Annotated in this window: 14 protein-coding genes; all 14 read right to left on the minus strand. The window is 61.5% G+C overall.

What is annotated here, in order from left to right:
- Positions 1-134: 134 nt before the first annotated feature.
- Positions 135-437 (minus strand): hypothetical protein, encoded by a 303-nt coding sequence (locus RM6536_RS01460; protein WP_060823745.1) that lies wholly within the window; start codon positions 435-437, stop codon positions 135-137.
- 296 nt (positions 438-733) lie between these two features.
- A complete protein-coding gene (mtnN, locus tag RM6536_RS01465; protein ID WP_060823746.1) occupies positions 734-1,627 on the minus strand; it encodes a 5'-methylthioadenosine/S-adenosylhomocysteine nucleosidase in 894 nt (297 codons plus the stop codon).
- Positions 1,627-2,085 (minus strand): S-ribosylhomocysteine lyase, encoded by a 459-nt coding sequence (locus RM6536_RS01470; RefSeq protein ID WP_005507094.1) that lies wholly within the window; start codon positions 2,083-2,085, stop codon positions 1,627-1,629. Before RM6536_RS01470 ends, mtnN begins: the two co-directional genes overlap by 1 nt.
- Before the next feature lie 252 nt (positions 2,086-2,337).
- Positions 2,338-3,354: a bifunctional riboflavin kinase/FAD synthetase gene (locus RM6536_RS01475; protein WP_060823747.1), complete on the minus strand. Its 1,017-nt coding sequence runs from the start codon at positions 3,352-3,354 to the stop codon at positions 2,338-2,340.
- Between the two features lie 296 nt (positions 3,355-3,650).
- Positions 3,651-4,403, minus strand: a complete 753-nt coding sequence (locus tag RM6536_RS01480; RefSeq protein ID WP_060823748.1) for a DUF4345 domain-containing protein — start codon at positions 4,401-4,403, stop codon at positions 3,651-3,653.
- Positions 4,404-4,607: 204 nt separating this feature from the next.
- Positions 4,608-5,705: a tRNA pseudouridine(55) synthase TruB gene (truB, locus tag RM6536_RS01485; RefSeq protein ID WP_060823749.1), complete on the minus strand. Its 1,098-nt coding sequence runs from the start codon at positions 5,703-5,705 to the stop codon at positions 4,608-4,610.
- A complete protein-coding gene (gene rbfA, locus RM6536_RS01490; RefSeq protein ID WP_005507090.1) occupies positions 5,706-6,146 on the minus strand; it encodes a 30S ribosome-binding factor RbfA in 441 nt (146 codons plus the stop codon).
- 173 nt (positions 6,147-6,319) lie between these two features.
- Positions 6,320-9,148 (minus strand): translation initiation factor IF-2, encoded by a 2,829-nt coding sequence (gene infB / locus RM6536_RS01495; protein WP_060823750.1) that lies wholly within the window; start codon positions 9,146-9,148, stop codon positions 6,320-6,322.
- 219 nt (positions 9,149-9,367) lie between these two features.
- A complete protein-coding gene (locus RM6536_RS01500) occupies positions 9,368-9,709 on the minus strand; it encodes a YlxR family protein (protein ID WP_060823751.1) in 342 nt (113 codons plus the stop codon).
- A gap of 253 nt (positions 9,710-9,962) precedes the next feature.
- A complete protein-coding gene (gene nusA, locus RM6536_RS01505) occupies positions 9,963-11,033 on the minus strand; it encodes a transcription termination factor NusA (RefSeq protein ID WP_060823752.1) in 1,071 nt (356 codons plus the stop codon).
- 109 nt (positions 11,034-11,142) lie between these two features.
- Positions 11,143-11,814: a ribosome maturation factor RimP gene (rimP, locus tag RM6536_RS01510; protein WP_060823753.1), complete on the minus strand. Its 672-nt coding sequence runs from the start codon at positions 11,812-11,814 to the stop codon at positions 11,143-11,145.
- 99 nt (positions 11,815-11,913) lie between these two features.
- Positions 11,914-13,746, minus strand: coding sequence for a proline--tRNA ligase (locus RM6536_RS01515; RefSeq protein WP_060823754.1), 1,833 nt, complete (start codon positions 13,744-13,746; stop codon positions 11,914-11,916).
- A 111-nt stretch (positions 13,747-13,857) separates the two neighbouring features.
- On the minus strand, positions 13,858-15,123 hold the full coding sequence (locus RM6536_RS01520) for a GNAT family N-acetyltransferase (RefSeq protein WP_081094637.1): 1,266 nt from the start codon (positions 15,121-15,123) through the stop codon (positions 13,858-13,860).
- 191 nt (positions 15,124-15,314) lie between these two features.
- Positions 15,315-16,457: a flavodoxin-dependent (E)-4-hydroxy-3-methylbut-2-enyl-diphosphate synthase gene (gene ispG / locus RM6536_RS01525; RefSeq protein WP_044142245.1), complete on the minus strand. Its 1,143-nt coding sequence runs from the start codon at positions 16,455-16,457 to the stop codon at positions 15,315-15,317.
- Positions 16,458-16,521: the final 64 nt, after the last annotated feature.

The following is a 16,521-nucleotide window of genomic DNA, read 5'->3' on the forward strand; positions in this document are numbered from 1 at the left end:
TAATGGGGCGTTGTGCAGAAGGTGTTGCCTTCGCGCATCGCCCCGGCGCATTCCCACCCAGCCTGAACGGTGGGTGGGAATGCAAAAGACGGCGGGAAGGCAACGTTGCCTTTCCGCCGTCTTTGTGTTAAAGACTACTTCTGTCGCTTACGTCCAATGACGATGGAGGACAGAGCGGTTACAGCAGTCACGGTGTAGACTGCAGGCCACGCGCCAAGCTTCTTGGCGAGCGGATGAGCGGCGCCGAACGCGCCGAAGTAGAGAGCGGTGAGGAAGGTGGCACGGCCTGCGCCAGCCTTACGCTTCCAATTCTTGTAAGCCACGGCACCGCACAGTGCCAGGACAGCGCCACCGAGCGGGCGGATGCCGGTGCTAGATGCAACCTTGTAGCCACCGAGCAGACCGGTGACGGAGGCGAGGGTCGGACAGAACTTCACGACGTACTCCTCTGTGAGATCGGATAGTTTCTTCAAACATAGTACTCCACAACACACAGAATGTATATTCACCGCGATTAATATTTCTGCATTTCTCACGAGCCGGGTCCATCAAGGTGCCGGGCGGCAGAAAGAGTGGCGTACAAAAACCGGCGTAAAAAGACCGCTACGAAAAGACCGGCTCAAAAACCGGCACAAAAATGCCGGGGCGCAAACCATTGAGGTTCACGCCCCGGCACTTCTCAACGCGAGCCCACATCTGGCCGCATGCCCTAAATCTTTAGAGCGCCAGATCTTTAGAGAGCCAGGTCCAGCGCCTCCAGCTGCGCTTCGGTCCACAGTTCAGCAGCCAGCTGCAGAGCGTAACGAGCCGAACGAGGAGCCACTACATCCACGGAGAGGTGGAAGTCCTGGTCAGCCTCCGGGCCGCACAGGTCAGAGACGCAACGCACACCGATAAACGGAATCTCGTAGTTGTGGCAGACCTGCGCAATAGCGGTGGTCTCCATGTCGGTGCTGATGGCACCCTCGAATGCTTCGCGGGTGTCCTTCACGTTGTGGGCGGTCACGAAGGAGTTACCCGCCAGCATCTGGCCGCGGCGCACCTCCCACGGGCTCTCAGCCTGCTCACGCACCGGCTCCAGTGCGGCGAGCGCATGCTCCAGAGCATCCTGCCACTCATCCGCCTGACCGTCGTAGCTTTCGGGCATGCCGGGAACCTGGCCGCGCGCGTAACCGAACGCGGTCGCGTCGGCGTCAGTGTAGGTGTAGTTCTCGCCAATCAGCACGTCGCCCACGTTGATGCCGCGAGCCAAACCGCCGGCGGTACCTGCGCTAATGACGCCCAGGCAGTTCGAGGAGTAGCTAATCGCCTCGGTGACGGCGCTCGCCGCGTTCACCAGACCAATCTTGGAGCGAACCAGCAGCAGCGGAACCTGGTCCTCGCCCACCTGCAGGTAGCGCGGGTGGAATACCGCGGCACCCTCGGTGAAGGAGGGCTGCAGCTCCTCGGTCACCTTCAGGAAGGGTGCGAGCTCCTCATCCATAGCCACCTGAATGATGATGGCGTTGGACATGCCGTCCATCAGCTCAAACATGCTGTTGAACGCCTCAGCCGGGTCGAAAGCGTTCGGGTCAAAGTCCACCGGGTTGAAGGCGGATGCGAAAGCGTCGGGAATCTGTGCGCTCATTACGCCATCACCTGCGCCCACTCATCGCGTGCCGCGAGGAACTCGCGAGCCGCCGCCTGCGCGCCTTCGAGGGTGTGGTTGGCGCCCCAACCGCACTGCACCTCGTTCGCTGCCGGAACCTCGGTCGCGTTGAGGATATCGTTGAGGGTTGCTTCCAGGATGGGGAAGAACTCCTCGGGCTCCAGGCCCAGGGTCAGCGCGTAGAAACCGGTCTGGCAACCCATCGGGGAGAAGTCAATCAGACGGTCGGTATGGTTGCGCATGTGCTCGGCGCTCAGGTGCTCGATGGAGTGCACGGTCGGCATTTCCAGGTGCGCGGTGTTCGGCTGGGTGAAGCGGATATCGTACTTGATGAGGGTGTCGCCACCGGGCAGGACCTTGCGGTCTGCGATACGCACGTAGGGTGCTGCTACGGCGCGGTGGTCGAGGTTGAAGGATTCGACGTTCATTTTTTCCATACCCCTATCTTCTCTTAAAACCGGGGCGACTAAAACGGGGAGGGCTAAAACAGGGGTGCCGCGCGGGTAACGCAGGATGTTTCATGGGCGACGCACAAGGTCAGGCGCAGTACAGTGCCCACTGCAGCGCATCCGGTCGGGTACGCGAAGCCCCGGCGGCAGATCCGAAAATCTTACCGCCGGGGCATCACACGTCATCACCGCAGAAAACGCAGGCTGCGGCTCCCAATAGTGGGGTGAGAGGTGGTGGGGTTAGAAGTGGGGATGCTTCACTTCCGCCTGCACCGGGCACTCCGGCGGGCAGTAGTTCTTCGCGTCCTCAGCCAGCACCTCGCGGGTCTGCACCACGTCATCGCTAATCTGCTCGATCAGCGCCTCAACGCCGGTGTACGCCACCATGGGGCGCAGACGCTTCACGAATTCAATCAGCACACGCTGACCGTACAGGTTGAAATCCTCCACGCGCTCTTGCGGGCGGTCAATCACGTGCGCCTCAACCTGGCGGTGCTCAATACCGTCAAAGGTCGGGTTCGTACCCACCGAAATAGCGGAGGGGTGACGGTTACCGGATTCGTCCACGAGCCAACCGGCGTACACACCGTCGGCGGGAATCAGTCCGCGCGCCTCAAGCTCAAGGTTCGCGGTCGGGAAGCCCAACTCGCGGCCGCGCGCCAGACCGTGCACGACCTCACCAGCCATCATGTGGTGGCGGCCCAGCAGCTCGGTTGCGGCGGGCATATCGCCCTCCAGCAGCAGCTGGCGGATGCGGGTCGAGGAGCAGCGGGTGTTCTCATCCACCATCAAATCCTCAACGACCACGACCTCAAAGCCGTACTTCTCCCCCAGCTCACGCATGGTGTTCAGGTCGCCGGAGTTGTTCTTACCAAAGCGCACGTCGTCACCGATGACCACAAAACGCGCGTTCAGCGCATCCACAAAGGTGGACTTCACGAACTCCTCGGGGGTCTGCGCAGCGAACTCCAGGTTATAGTTCAGCAGCAGGTAGTCGTTCAGACCCAGCAGGCACATGAAGTAGCGGCGCGAACCCTGACCCATAATGTCGTGGTGGGCCGCCTCGGGACGGTGCACCTGCATCGGGTGCGGGTCAAAAGAGACCGCGATAGAGCTCAAACCGTGCTCTTCAGCAAGGGAGACCACGCGCGAAATCACGCGGGCATGTCCACGGTGCACGCCGTCAAAATTGCCGATGGTCACGACCGAGGGGCCGTAGCCGGCGGGGACCTCGCTCAAAGCGGTGTAGAGGGTCACGGGCTCTCCTGAAAAAGATAAATGTACCTAACCATCCTAGACCACAGGCGGCAGGATGCAGAATTCAAAACGGGAATCAACAGGGAATGAAACGGCGCCCCTCACAGGCGGTGCCCTCTCCCCTAGTGCGGCGGATGCGGCGGGGCATCTGACACGCAACTGTGCAGCCTCCGCACATGGAAAATCCACGCACATCACCCCGCCCGCAGAAAACCCAGCCTATAAGCAAGCCCCGCCCAGAAAAAAGCCCGGGCAGGCACCCCACCGTGCGGCAGGAACCTTCCCGGGCGTTACGACTACTTACGAGTCTGGTTACGAGAAGCCTTCAGCATCTCCTCGCGAATCTTATTGGACTTGTTAATCCAGCCGTACCACACCAGCAGGCACGGAGGAATCACAAGCTCAGTCACCATCAGCACGATCAGCGACCAGTGCGGGGTGCCAAAGAACGCCCACGACAGGATACGACCCACGCCGCCCAGGAAAACCACCAGGCAGGAGAACGCGAGCATGTTCACCCACTTGAACTTAATGGCAATGAACACGAAGGACAGGCCCACGCCCACATAGGTTGCCGCGAAGAACACGTAGTTCGACTGCACCGAGGGGTTCGCAAAATCCTGAGGCGCATCCGGAATGACGCGGATACCGCCCAGAACCTGCCACACACCGTACGCAATCATGAACAGACCGTACAGCGCCACCGCCGCGCGGAACGCCGCACGGTTCTGAGGCTTAGCCGCCTCCTCAATGCTCTTGGGGCGGGCAAACGCCTCGCGGGTTGCCTTCTTCTCAGCCTTCTTATCTGCCTTCTGCGACGCCTTATCGCTGGACGCCGGTGCGGCTACGCGAACACCCTCGGGTGCCTTCGCCGCAGAAATGGGCTCAGCGCTCTTAGCGCCGGTAGCCTTCGCGGCACCGCCCTGAGTAGCAGCTCCGGTCGCAGCAGCCCCGGTTACGGTAGCTTCAGCCTGTGCAGACTCCACACGGGGTACCGGCGCGGTACGAGGCTCACTCGCCTTCTTAGCGGAGCTCTGGTTCTCGCTCATCTTCTCTCCTTCAGCAGGGCCGGGCGGCACCCGCACGAGTAGTCATGTGTGTTCAGGGGTTGTTTACGTTAGCGTGTTGAATGAATAGGGCGCATATTCAATAGGCGCTGAATCAATCAGGATTGAAGGATTCAGGTTTGGGCAAATCAGCTTTGGGTAGGCGCAAACACCGAACCCTCTTCGCCCATCATAAGCCCTCAACGCCTAGTTGAAGGAACGATTCGCCTCAAAAACCAGCACCGGGGCGGCCTGCACCTTCCCGCGCTGCTTCTTATTCTCCAGGAGAGCAACCAGGGTACCGTCCGGAGCGAAGCCCGCCACAATACCCTCAACGCTGGCATGCTGCACCGCGCCGGACTCATCCGCGCTCGCGTGCACGGAACGCTTCACCACGGAACCGTCACCGCTGGGGCTAATACGACGACCGTAGGAAATATCGCTCGCCTCCGCAGCAGAGAGCTCACGCGCACCAAAGATGCGGCGTGCTGCCTCCTCCAGGGGAAGCAGCGGCAAATCTTCCAGCGGTGCCTCGGACTCTTCACGGCGCTGCTTCAACTGCGCCAAATCGGCGGCATCCTCAAGCACCACAGCACCCACACGGGTACGGCGAAGAGCCGTCAGATGGCCACCGGTGCCCAGAATCTTGCCCAGATCACGCGCCAGGGCACGAATATAGGTGCCCGAGGAACACGAAACCGTCACCTTGCAGTCAATCACGGGAACCGAGGTTGCCGCGTGTTCGCCCTCGTTCTCGGGGTCCTCAATCACGTACTCGGCAAAACCGGGGTTGATGAAATGTACCGTGAACTCGCTAATCGTCACCGGACGCGCCGCCAACTCAACCTGCTCACCGCTACGCACACGCGCATACGAACGAACACCGTTGATCTTAATAGCGGACACCGCAGAAGGAACCTGCAGAATATCGCCGCTGAGCTGCGCCACAGCCTCCAGGATGCGCGCACGCATCTGCTCAGCGTCCAAACCGGTCAGCGCCTCAACGGCATCAGGATGCGCGGCGGTGTGCTCACCCTCGGCGTCCTCAGTCAGCGTCTCAATGCCCAGGCGAATCGTCGCGTCATAGGTTTTATCCTGACCGACCAGGTAGGTCAGCAGCTTCGTCGCCTTATTGATGCCCAAAATCAGCACGCCGGTCGCGGCGGGATCCAGCGTACCGGCGTGACCAACCCGCCGGGTGCCAGCAATACGACGCATCTGAGAGACTGCGTCGTGGCTACTCATCCCGGCGGGCTTATCAATGACCATCAGGCCGGACGGGCCCTGAGGTTGCTTCTTCGCCACTTAGGCGTCCTCACCCTCGGCAGGCTCGTCCTTCTTGTAGGGGTCAGCCTCACCAGCGTACTCGGCACCCTCAGCTGCAGCAGCCAGGGCGGCGTCGCGCTCGCGAGTCTCACGCAGAAGCGCCTCAATGTGGAAGGCGTTCTCGGGAACCTCGTCAGCGACGAAAGTCAGGGTGGGGGTCAGGCGGGCAGTGATGTTCTTACCCACCTCGGCGCGCAGAATGCCCTTAGCGGATTCCAGCGCCTTCTTAGTGTTTGCGGCGTCCTCTTCGGAGCCGAACACGGTGTAGTACAGGGTTGCGTGCTGCAGGTCGTTGGTCACGCGGGCATCGGTAATGGTCACAAAACCGAGGCGGGGATCCTTAACACGACGCTCCAGCGCCTTCGCCACAATTACCTTGATGCGGTCGGCAAGTCGTGCCGCGCGGGCTGCATCAGCCATGTGTTTCTCCTTGAAATCTCGTGGTGCTTCCGCGAACACTCGGGGTGTTGCGGAGGCGTTCCAGGTAATGCGGAAGCGCCCGCCCCGCCAGCATCCGCCCCTCAGGCTCTATTCTCTAGAAGCCTGCGGGTGCGGGAACACTAGCGGGTGACGGGCGCATCAGCGTGTGAGTCTTAGACACGCGGCTTTTCGCGCATCTCCCAAGTCTCGATAATGTCGCCTTCCTTGATGTCGTTGAAGGAGCCGAGGCCAATACCACACTCGAAACCTTCGCGAACCTCGGTAGCGTCGTCCTTGAAACGACGCAGCGACTCGATGGTGAGGTTGTCTGCCACCACAGAACCGTCGCGCACCAGGCGTGCCTTGGCGTTGCGCTTGATGATGCCGTTCTTGACGATCGAACCTGCGATGTTGCCCCACTTGGAGGAGCGGAAGACCTCGCGGATCTCTGCGGAGCCGAGCTCCACTTCCTCGTACTCGGGCTTGAGCATACCCTTGACGGCCTGCTCAATTTCCTCAATCGCACGGTAGATGACCGAGTAGAACTTCATCTCGACGCCTTCGCGGTCGGCAAGTTCTGCAACGCGCTCTGCCGGGCGGACGTTGAAGCCGATGATGACCGCGTTGTCCACGGTAGCCAGGTTCACGTCGTTCTGGGTAATAGCACCCACACCGCGGTGGATGACGCGCAGCTGAACCTCGTCGCCACCGGCGTCGATCTTCATCAGGGACTCTTCCAGCGCTTCCACAGCACCGGAGACGTCACCCTTAATGATCAGGTTCAGGGTGTCCATCTTGCCCTCAGCCACAGCGGCGTCGAAGGACTCGAGGGTCACGCGCTTACGACGCTTAGCCAGCTGAGCGTTACGATCAGCAGCCTCACGCTTCTCAGCGATCTGACGAGCGGTGCGCTCTTCCTCGGTGGAGAGGAAGGTGTCGCCTGCACGAGGAACGGTGGACAGACCCAGCACCTGAACGGGGCGGGACGGGCCAGCTTCCTTCACAGCCTGACCGTTCTCATCGAACATTGCACGAACGCGACCGTGAGCAACACCGGCAACGATAGCGTCACCGACGTGCAGGGTACCGGACTGAACCAGGACGGTGGAAACCGCACCGCGGCCCTTGTCCAGGTTTGCTTCAATAGCAACGCCGCGTGCTTCCTTGTTCGGGTTAGCGGTCAGTTCGAGCACGTCAGCGGTCAGGGTGACAGCCTCAAGCAGCTCGTCGATGTTGGTGCCGTTGCGAGCGGAGACGTCCACGAACATGGTGTCGCCACCGTACTCTTCGGGGATCAGACCGTACTCGGTGAGCTGGCCACGGATCTTCTCCGGGGACGCGCCTTCCTTATCGATCTTGTTCACAGCAACCACGATCGGCACGTTAGCTGCCTGTGCGTGGTTCAGTGCCTCAACGGTCTGGGGCATAACGCCGTCATCAGCTGCGACCACGAGGATTGCCACGTCGGTGACCTTCGCACCACGGGCACGCATAGCGGTGAACGCCTCGTGACCGGGGGTATCGATGAAGGTAATCGCGCGGTCTTCACCCTCAACGGTGGTGTGGACCTGGTATGCACCAATGTGCTGGGTAATGCCGCCGGCCTCACCCTCAATGACGTTGGTGTTACGGATAGCGTCCAGCAGGCGGGTCTTACCGTGGTCAACGTGACCCATGACGGTAACAACCGGGGGACGAACCTCCAGGACGTCCTCGCCCTCAGCTTCTGCTTCGGCTTCGAGGTTGATGTCGAAGGATTCGAGCAGCTCGCGCTCCTCATCCTCCGGGGAAACGATCTTGATGACGTAACCCAGTTCGGCACCCAGCAGCTCGAAGGTCTCCTCGTCCAGGGACTGAGTCTGGGTAGCCATCTCACCCAGGTGGAAGAGAACCGTAATCAGCGATGCCGGGTTTGCACCAATCTTCTCAGCGAAGTCCATGATGGACGCGCCGCGGCGCAGACGAATCTCGGTCGAGCCGTCGCCGCGAGGAACAACCACGCCACCGGGTGCCGGTGCGTTCAGCTGCTCCTGCTCATGGCGGCGAGCTGCCTTGGACTTGCGGCCCTTACGCTTGGAGCCACCGCGACCGAATGCACCCTGTGCATTACCGCGACCGCCGGGGCCGGGACGACCCGGACCGCGGTTGAAGCCGCCGGAACCGCCGCCGCGACGTGCGCCGCCGCCGTTACCGCCACCGTTGTTGGAACCGGACGCGCCGCCACCAACGTTGGAAACCTTGGGCATCATCGAGGGGTTCGGGCGTGCGCCGCCGCCACCAGCCGGACGGGGTGCACCGGGACGTGCGCCACCTGCCGGGCGAGGACCGCCGTTACCACCGGGACGTGCGCCACCTGCGGGGCGGGGACCGCCGTTACCGCCGGGGCGTGCGCCACCGTTGCCACCGGGACGACCGTTACGTGCCGGACGGGGACCGCCGGAACGCTGGGAGTCGCCGCCGCCACGCTTCATGCCCTGCTGGGATGCGAAGGGGTTGTTACCGGGGCGAGGACCGGGCTTGGGGCCGGGCTTCGGAGCGGCAGGCTTGGGTGCTGCCGGCTTCGGTGCTGCCTCGGGGCGTGCCATGCCCTGCTGGGATGCGAAGGGGTTGTTACCCGGGCGGGGGCCGCCGGGCTTGGGTGCTGCTGCCGGCTTTGCGGCGGGCTTAGCTGCTGCAGGCTTGGGAGCTGCGCTCTCAGCTGCGGGCTTGGGTGCCGACTTAGCGGCAGGCTTAGCCGCTGCGGGCTTGGGAGCCGGCTTAGCGGCAGGCTTAGCCGCTGCGGGCTTGGGAGCCGGCTTAGCTGCCGACTCTGCGGGACCTGCCTTTGCGGCAGGCTTAGCCGCTGCGGCGGGGAATTCCGCGCGCAGCTTCTTCAGAACCATGGGGTTCAGGGTGGAAGAGGAGCTCTTAACGAACTCGCCCATATCCTTGAGCTTGGCGATAACTTCCTTGGAAGGTACGCCTACTTCTTTAGCAAACTCGTGTACTCGAGGCTGAGCCAAATTTTCTCCATTCCCGGTCCGCACCGGGAATGGTGCGGACACTAATGTTTACGGGGTGCACGCCCGAAGGCGCGCCAATTCGTGAAATTGCCGGTGGGTGAGCACGAAAGGGTACTCATTTCGCGGCACTCATTAGATATCCATCAGTTTTCTGACTCGCTTTCAGATAAGAAGTCGTCAAACTCGTTGACTTACAGAGGGCATATACCCGAAAAGCGTCTACGAGGGGGTCGAGTCCGCAATCACGGCTCGAATCTGCTCGCAGCACGCCTGCAGCTGGGCTGCAGGGACCGCTTTTTTGAAGGCTCGCGCCAGACCGTTCTTTTTCTGCAGAGCGGCTACGCACTTTTCGCTCGGATGGATCCAAGCGCCTCGTCCGGGCATAGTTCCCGCCGTATCGGGCTGATAGGGCGGGGTGTCCGTCTGCTCGGTAGCAGACGTGACGAGTGTGCGGGCGATGCGCAGCAGGTTGCGCTGTTCATCGCGGGCACGGCATCCGATGCAGGTGCGGACCGGTCCTTCAAACGCTTCGGAGGTTGCGGTGAGGTCGTGATTGCTCATGGTCCTCTCCCCTCTCTAGCGTGTGTGCAGAACCGCGTTCGCAGTACATTCGTGATGCTCTATCCGGTGTGTGCGAGGGCGCGTTAAAGCGCCCGGTTACACACCGGCACATCTTAATAGTGTATCCCGTTTTTAAGAATCATGGGCAAAACTGTGACGCAGGCGCAAGAACACCGGGCACGTTCCTGCCCGATCTCTTGCGCCTGCATCAAAAGGATATGCCGCGGGATACGCCCCTCACCGGGGCTAATGCTTATTCAGCGTCCTGTGCGGACTCTTCTTCTGATTCTTCAGCCAGGCTACGAGCCACGCGAGCTGCAACCTCTTCCTCGGCACGAACCTGAGCGTACTTGGACTCGGAGAGAATATCGATACGCCAGCCGGTCAGCTTCGCTGCCAGACGTGCATTCTGACCCTCACGGCCGATAGCCAGGGACAGCTGGTCATCCGGAACCACGGCACGAGCGGAGTACTCACGCGGGTTCGCGATAATGACCTCGGTGACCTTCGCCGGGGACAGCGCCGCAGCGATGAAGGTTGCCGGATCGGTCGAGTAGTCGACAATGTCAATCTTCTCGTCGTTCAGCTCGGCAGCAACCGCACGCACGCGGGCACCCATATCGCCGATGCACGCACCCTTCGCATTAATGGTCGGGTTCTTCGCGGACACAGCAATCTTGGAGCGGTGGCCAGCTTCACGGGCGATGGAGTTAATGGAAACCAGGCCCTCAGAGATTTCGGGAACCTCGTGCTCGAACAGGCGCAGAACCAGGTTCGGGTGCGAACGAGAAACCACAATCGAGGGACCCTTGGGGCCGCGGCGAGCCTCAACCAGGTAGGCGCGCAGGCGGGAGCCGTGCGGGTACTTCTCGCCCGGAACCTGCTCGTTGCTGGGCAGAACAGCTTCAACGGTGCCCAGGTCAACCTGAACCATACGCGGGTTGTTGCCCTGCTGAATCACGCCGGACACCAGGGTGCCCTCACGGTCCTTGAACTCACCCAGAACGGATGCGTCCTCAGCGTCACGCAGACGCTGCGAGAGCACCTGACGGACGGTTGCGGCAGCGATACGGCCAAAGTTGTTCGGGGTATCGTCGAACTCGTCAATCTTCTGGTTGTCCTCATCAAGCTCAGGAGCCAGAATGACGAACTCGCCGGTGGTGTGGTCGATGACGGCACGAGAACCCTTAATGGCGCCGGGCTGCTTCATGTACGCGAGCAGCAGGGCGTTCTCAACCAGGGTGAAGAGCTCCTCCATGACGAGAGAGCGCTGCTTCGCCAATGCGCGCAGTGCGCCCAGGTCAATAGTTTTAATATCCTCCACGCTTTTCAGCCTTTCCCAGTTAGCACGGCGCCGGGACGCTTAGTGCGCCCCGGCTCCCGAACGGTATATACCTGGCACGGAGCACCCCGTGCCTGAAGCTTTAATAACTCTATTCTACCGGCTCAGCGGGCGAATTGAAGTCAATCTCGACGTGAGCAGAAGCAATATTTTCCCACGGAAGCAAGCTCGGCTCGTGGTAGGACTCCTTCTGACCCTTCTTCGTGTTCTTCTTACGAGCCAGCACCGGACCTTCATCCTGCACCTCGTGCAGACGCGCCAGGTACTCGGTGCCGTCGGGTGCGGTGACCGCGATCAGGCGGGTACGGGCACGTTCCCAGTGGCGGCGCTCGGTCAGGGCACGGGTAGCACCCGGCGAGGACACCTCCAGCTCGTAGGGGAAGAACTCGTCGTTCTCATCCGCACGGTCCAGGGCGCCCGAAATCGCACCGGAAATCTCCGCGAGGGAATCCAGCGACAGCGAATCGGTACGCTCAGCGGTGTAGTCCACCGTAATCTTCACGGTGCGGTTCGCCGCCGGGCCCGAAATCTTCAGACCCTCCAGCACCAGCGAGAACTCGGAGATAACCGGGGCAATCGCCTCGGCAACCTCTTCCTCACGGATCGCGCGGGTACCCACGCGCACCGGTGCCTCCACCACGGGCTCACTCTCAACTCGAGTGCGGGGAGTGTTCACACCATTCGCCACGCGGGATGCGGCACGGCGAGCGCGTGCATTCGGGGCGCTCTTCTTAGAGCCAGAACGCTTCGGCTTATATGCCATAGTTCTCTTCTTTCATTCTTCCGCCGCTACCCTGCCCCACCTCTTGGGAGGCGGGGCAGGTGGCGACGGTTTTACGTTTTTGCGGGCTAGTGGCGTGCCTTAGGCGCCGCGCACCTCAGCGATGACCTCAGCCACCGCGTTCTCGACGGACACCTCGCGAGCCTCACCGCTGCGGCGGTCCTTCAGTTCCAGCACGCCGTCCTTGAAGCCGCGACCAATCACCAGGATGGTGGGCACACCCAGCAGCTCGGCGTCGCCGAACTTCACGCCGGGGCTGGTCTTCGGGCGGTCATCCAGCATGACCTGCAGGCCGGCGGATTCCAGGGATGCGCTGAGCTCTTCAGCGTACTCGTGGGATGCTGCATCCTTGCCGGTGATGACGATGTGCACGTCTGCCGGTGCCAGGTTACGCGGCCAGATCAGGCCCTTCTCGTCGTGGTTGCCCTCGGCGATAGCAGCCAGTGCGCGGGTCACGCCCACACCGTAGGAGCCCATGGTCACGGTCTGCAGCTTGCCGTTCTGGTCCAGAACCTTCAGACCCAGTGCCTCAGCGTACTTGCGGCCCAGGGCGAAGATGTGCCCCATCTCGATGCCGCGGGCTGCGACCAGTTCGCCGGAGCCGTCCGGTGCCGGGTCGCCTTCGCGCACCTCGCACGCCTCAATGACGCCGTCGGCGGTGAAGTCGCGGCCGAAGACCAGGTTCGCCACGTGCTTGCCCTCTTCGTTTGCGCCGGCCACCCAGCGGGTACCGCGCACCACGCGGGGGTCAACGAAGAAGGGAATACCGGTTGCGGAAGCCACCGCATCCTCGTCCTCGGTGTGCGCACCGAACAGGGGCGCATCCAGGCTCAGGCCGGGGCCAATGTAGCCCTTGACCAGCTGCGGGTATGCCTTCAGGTCCTCTTCGCTGGCTGCCTCAACCTCAACCTCGCCGCCGATGCCCAGCAGGGCACCGATGTTGACCTCAACGCGGCCCAGGTCCACGGCACGGTCGCCGGGAACGCCCACGGCGAAGACCTTACGCTCGCCGGAGGGGGTGATGACGGTGCCCAGGAAGCACTTGAGGGTCTGCGAAGCATCCAGGGTGCCGCCGGTAACCTCGGAGTGCAGCTCGTTCATGCGCTCCACCAGGGTCTCAATGGTGGCGGAGTCGGGGGTGCCCACAAGGATTGCCGCCGGGGTGTCCTCGGTGATTTCGATTTCCTCGGGAACCACGGTGGTGACGGCCTCAACGTTTGCCGCGTAGCCGCCCGCGGAACGCACGAAGGTGTCCTCACCGATGGGGGTCGGGTGCAGGAACTCTTCACTGCGGGAGCCGCCCATCGCGCCGGACTGTGCGGTCACAATGACAATCTCCAGGCCCAGGCGCTCGAAAATGCGCTGGTAGGCGGCACGGTGCGCCATGTACGCCTCGTTCAGGCCCTCATCGTCAATGTTGAAGGAGTAGGAGTCCTTCATGACGAACTCGCGGCCGCGCAGCAGGCCCGCGCGGGGGCGTGCCTCATCGCGGTACTTGGTCTGAATCTGGTACAGGTAAACCGGCAAATCCTTGTAGGAGGAGTACAGGTCCTTGACCAATAGGGTGAACATTTCCTCGTGGGTGGGTGCCAGCAGCATGTCTGCACCCTTGCGGTCCTTGAGGCGGAAGAGGTTATCGCCGTACTCGTCCCAGCGGTTGGTTGCCTCGTAGGGTTCGCGGGGCAGCAGCGCGGGGAAGTGAACTTCCTGCGCGCCAATGGCGTCCATCTCTTCACGGATGATGTTCTCGACCTTGCGCAGTACCTTCAGGCCCAGGGGCAGCCAGGTGTACACGCCGGGGGCTGCGCGGCGGATGTAACCGGCGCGAACCAGCAGCTTGTGGCTGGCGACCTCAGCGTCTACGGGGTCCTCGCGCAGAGTGCGCACGAAGAGGTTGGAAAGGCGAAGTACCACGATTCTCCTTGAAAGGTCGATAGGTTTAGGTGGGGTGCCCACGGCTCACCGGGTAAGCCGTAAATAGGCACAGTCGTCTTTAATTTTATAGCGTTTTAGGGTTCGGCGTGTTTAGCGCTCAAAAATGATGGTCGAGAACTGCCCAATCTGCTCCCAACCAGTCCCCCGGTACATGGCAAGAGCACGGGCGTTGTAGTCGTTCACGTACAGGCTCAAATGCGGGTAGTAGCGCTGCAGAATCTGCGCGGCGGCGGCAAAGAACGGCTTAGCCAGACCGTAGCCGCGGTAGTCCGGATGCAGCCACACGCCCTGCACCTGCGCGGCGTCCAGGTTCACGATGCCCGCATCCGCCTTGAAGATAACCCGCCCGTTCACATCGGTGACAATGGCGCTGCGCTGACCGGCAATGAGCGTGCGCAGGCGCGCCGCATAGCCGTCACCGTAGCGAGCAACCGGGTCGAAGCCGACCTCCTCGGTGAACATGGCGGCCGCGGCGGGCAGAAGCTCCCCCAGGTCCGCAGAGGTGGCAAGGCGCGCATACCCGGCAGGCTCACCGCTGAGTTGGACAGCACCGGCGGGGCTCTGCCCCGGCTTGAGGGGCTCGGGTTTGATGGGCACGGGTTTGAGAGGCGCGGGCAGGTGCGCCGGCAGCTCAGGAAGCTCCGCGGCGTAGAAGCGAGCGAGATCCTTCTCCGGCGGCAGATACAGCAGCGGCTGATTGGAACGCTCCGACAGAACCCGCGCACGGTGATCACAACCGTCACCCAGGCTCGGCTGCAGTATCTGCAACAGCGGGCTCTTACCGCCGCGAGTCTGCTCGCACAGCTCCTGCATGCGCGTCCACAGGGGCATCACGAAGGCGCTCTCACCGAACATGGAATCCAGGCGAGAACCCACCTGCAGAAGTAGCTGAGCCAGCGCGTCACGATGCGCGAGCGCCGTAGCATCCAGGGTGGGAGTGTCCGGGGCGGGGGCATCCGCCGCTTCAGCCCCATGAGAGTCCGCACCTTGCTCAGCATGTTCAACAGCGACACCGCACAGCCGCACCGGCACCACATTCGAACCCAACAACAGCACACAGCACAGCTGCCCGTCACGTTCACAACCCACAAAACCCTGATAGTAGTGCAGCGGAATACGCGGGGACCTCATCGGAAGAGGGCACGCCAAATAATGCTCAATGGAGTACAGATTCGGGACCGGGTCACTGAACAGGACCTCCTCCAGCTCATCGCACCACCGAGCATCCAGAGCAAAAACGTGTTCCTTCACGCGATCAGGCATAGGGAAAGAATCCATCGACGAAACAGCAGCAGACGAAACAGCAGCACGCCGGGCACGATTAGCCTTACGGCGGCGAGAAAAAAGAGTGAACATGACCTGTTGAGTGATAGAGAAAGAGCGACAAAAATAAGTGAAAACACGGGGACACGCACCCCGAAAAAGCAACCGGATCCTGCGGCCACAACCAGCAGCGGCAAGCACCAAGCCTGCCACCACCATAACCGGACATAACCGGAAAAGCGCGGAGGCGCCCTCACCAGGGCGCCTCCGCGCACAAAAGCTAACTAGCTCACCGAAACAGCCGGGGACCCCTCGGGAACATACTCGCCCGAAGCCTCCATCTCAGCAGCAATACGGGTCGCCTCTTCAATCAGAGTCTCAACGATCTGATCCTCAGGCACAGTCTTAATGACCTCACCCTTCACAAAAATCTGGCCCTTACCGTTACCGGACGCCACACCCAGGTCAGCCTCACGAGCCTCACCCGGACCGTTCACCACGCAACCCATCACGGCAACACGCAGCGGAACCTTCATGTGCTCCAGGCCCTTAGTCACGTTCTCAGCAAGCTCCCACACGTTCACCTGCGCACGACCACACGACGGGCACGAAACGATATCCAGCTTGCGGGGGCGAAGGTTCAGCGACTCCAGGATCTTGGTGCCCACCTTCACCTCCTCAACCGGAGGAGCAGACAGCGACACGCGAATAGTATCGCCAATACCCTGAGACAGCAGAGTACCAAACGCCACCGAGCTCTTAATAGTGCCCTGGAACGCCGGACCAGCCTCAGTAACACCCAAGTGCAGGGGCCAGTCACCACGCTCAGCAAGCTGACGGTACGCCTCCACCATCACCACAGGGTCATTATGCTTCACAGAAATCTTGAAATCGCGGAAACCGTGCTCCTCAAAGAGCGACGCCTCCCACACAGCAGACTCAACCAGAGCCTCCGGAGTAGCCTTACCGTACTTCTCCAACAGACGCTTATCCAGCGAACCAGCATTCACACCAATACGCAGAGAAACGCCGTGGTCCGAAGCCATCTGAGCGATTTCCTTCACCTGGTCATCGAACTTACGGATATTACCCGGGTTCACACGCACAGCACCGCAACCAGCCTGAATAGCCGCATACACGTACTTCGGCTGGAAGTGAATATCAGCAATCACCGGAATACGGGACTGCTTCGCAATAATGGGCAGAGCCTCCGCATCCTTATCAGTCGGGCACGCCACACGCACAATATCGCAACCGGCAGCGGTCAACTCAGCAATCTGCTGCAGAGTCGCACCAATGTCGTGGGTCTTAGTGGTCGTCATCGACTGCACCGAAATCGGAGATTCAGAACCAACACCGACAGAACCCACCTTAAACTGGCGAGTCTTACGACGCGGGGACAGAACCGCGGGAGCGGGCTTCGGCATACCAAGGCTGACCGACAAGGTTTTCCTCCATACATGGGTTATGAAGGACGTACGACGCATCCTT

It is taken from the genome of Rothia mucilaginosa (assembly GCF_001548235.1).
Taxonomy (GTDB): domain Bacteria; phylum Actinomycetota; class Actinomycetes; order Actinomycetales; family Micrococcaceae; genus Rothia; species Rothia mucilaginosa_B.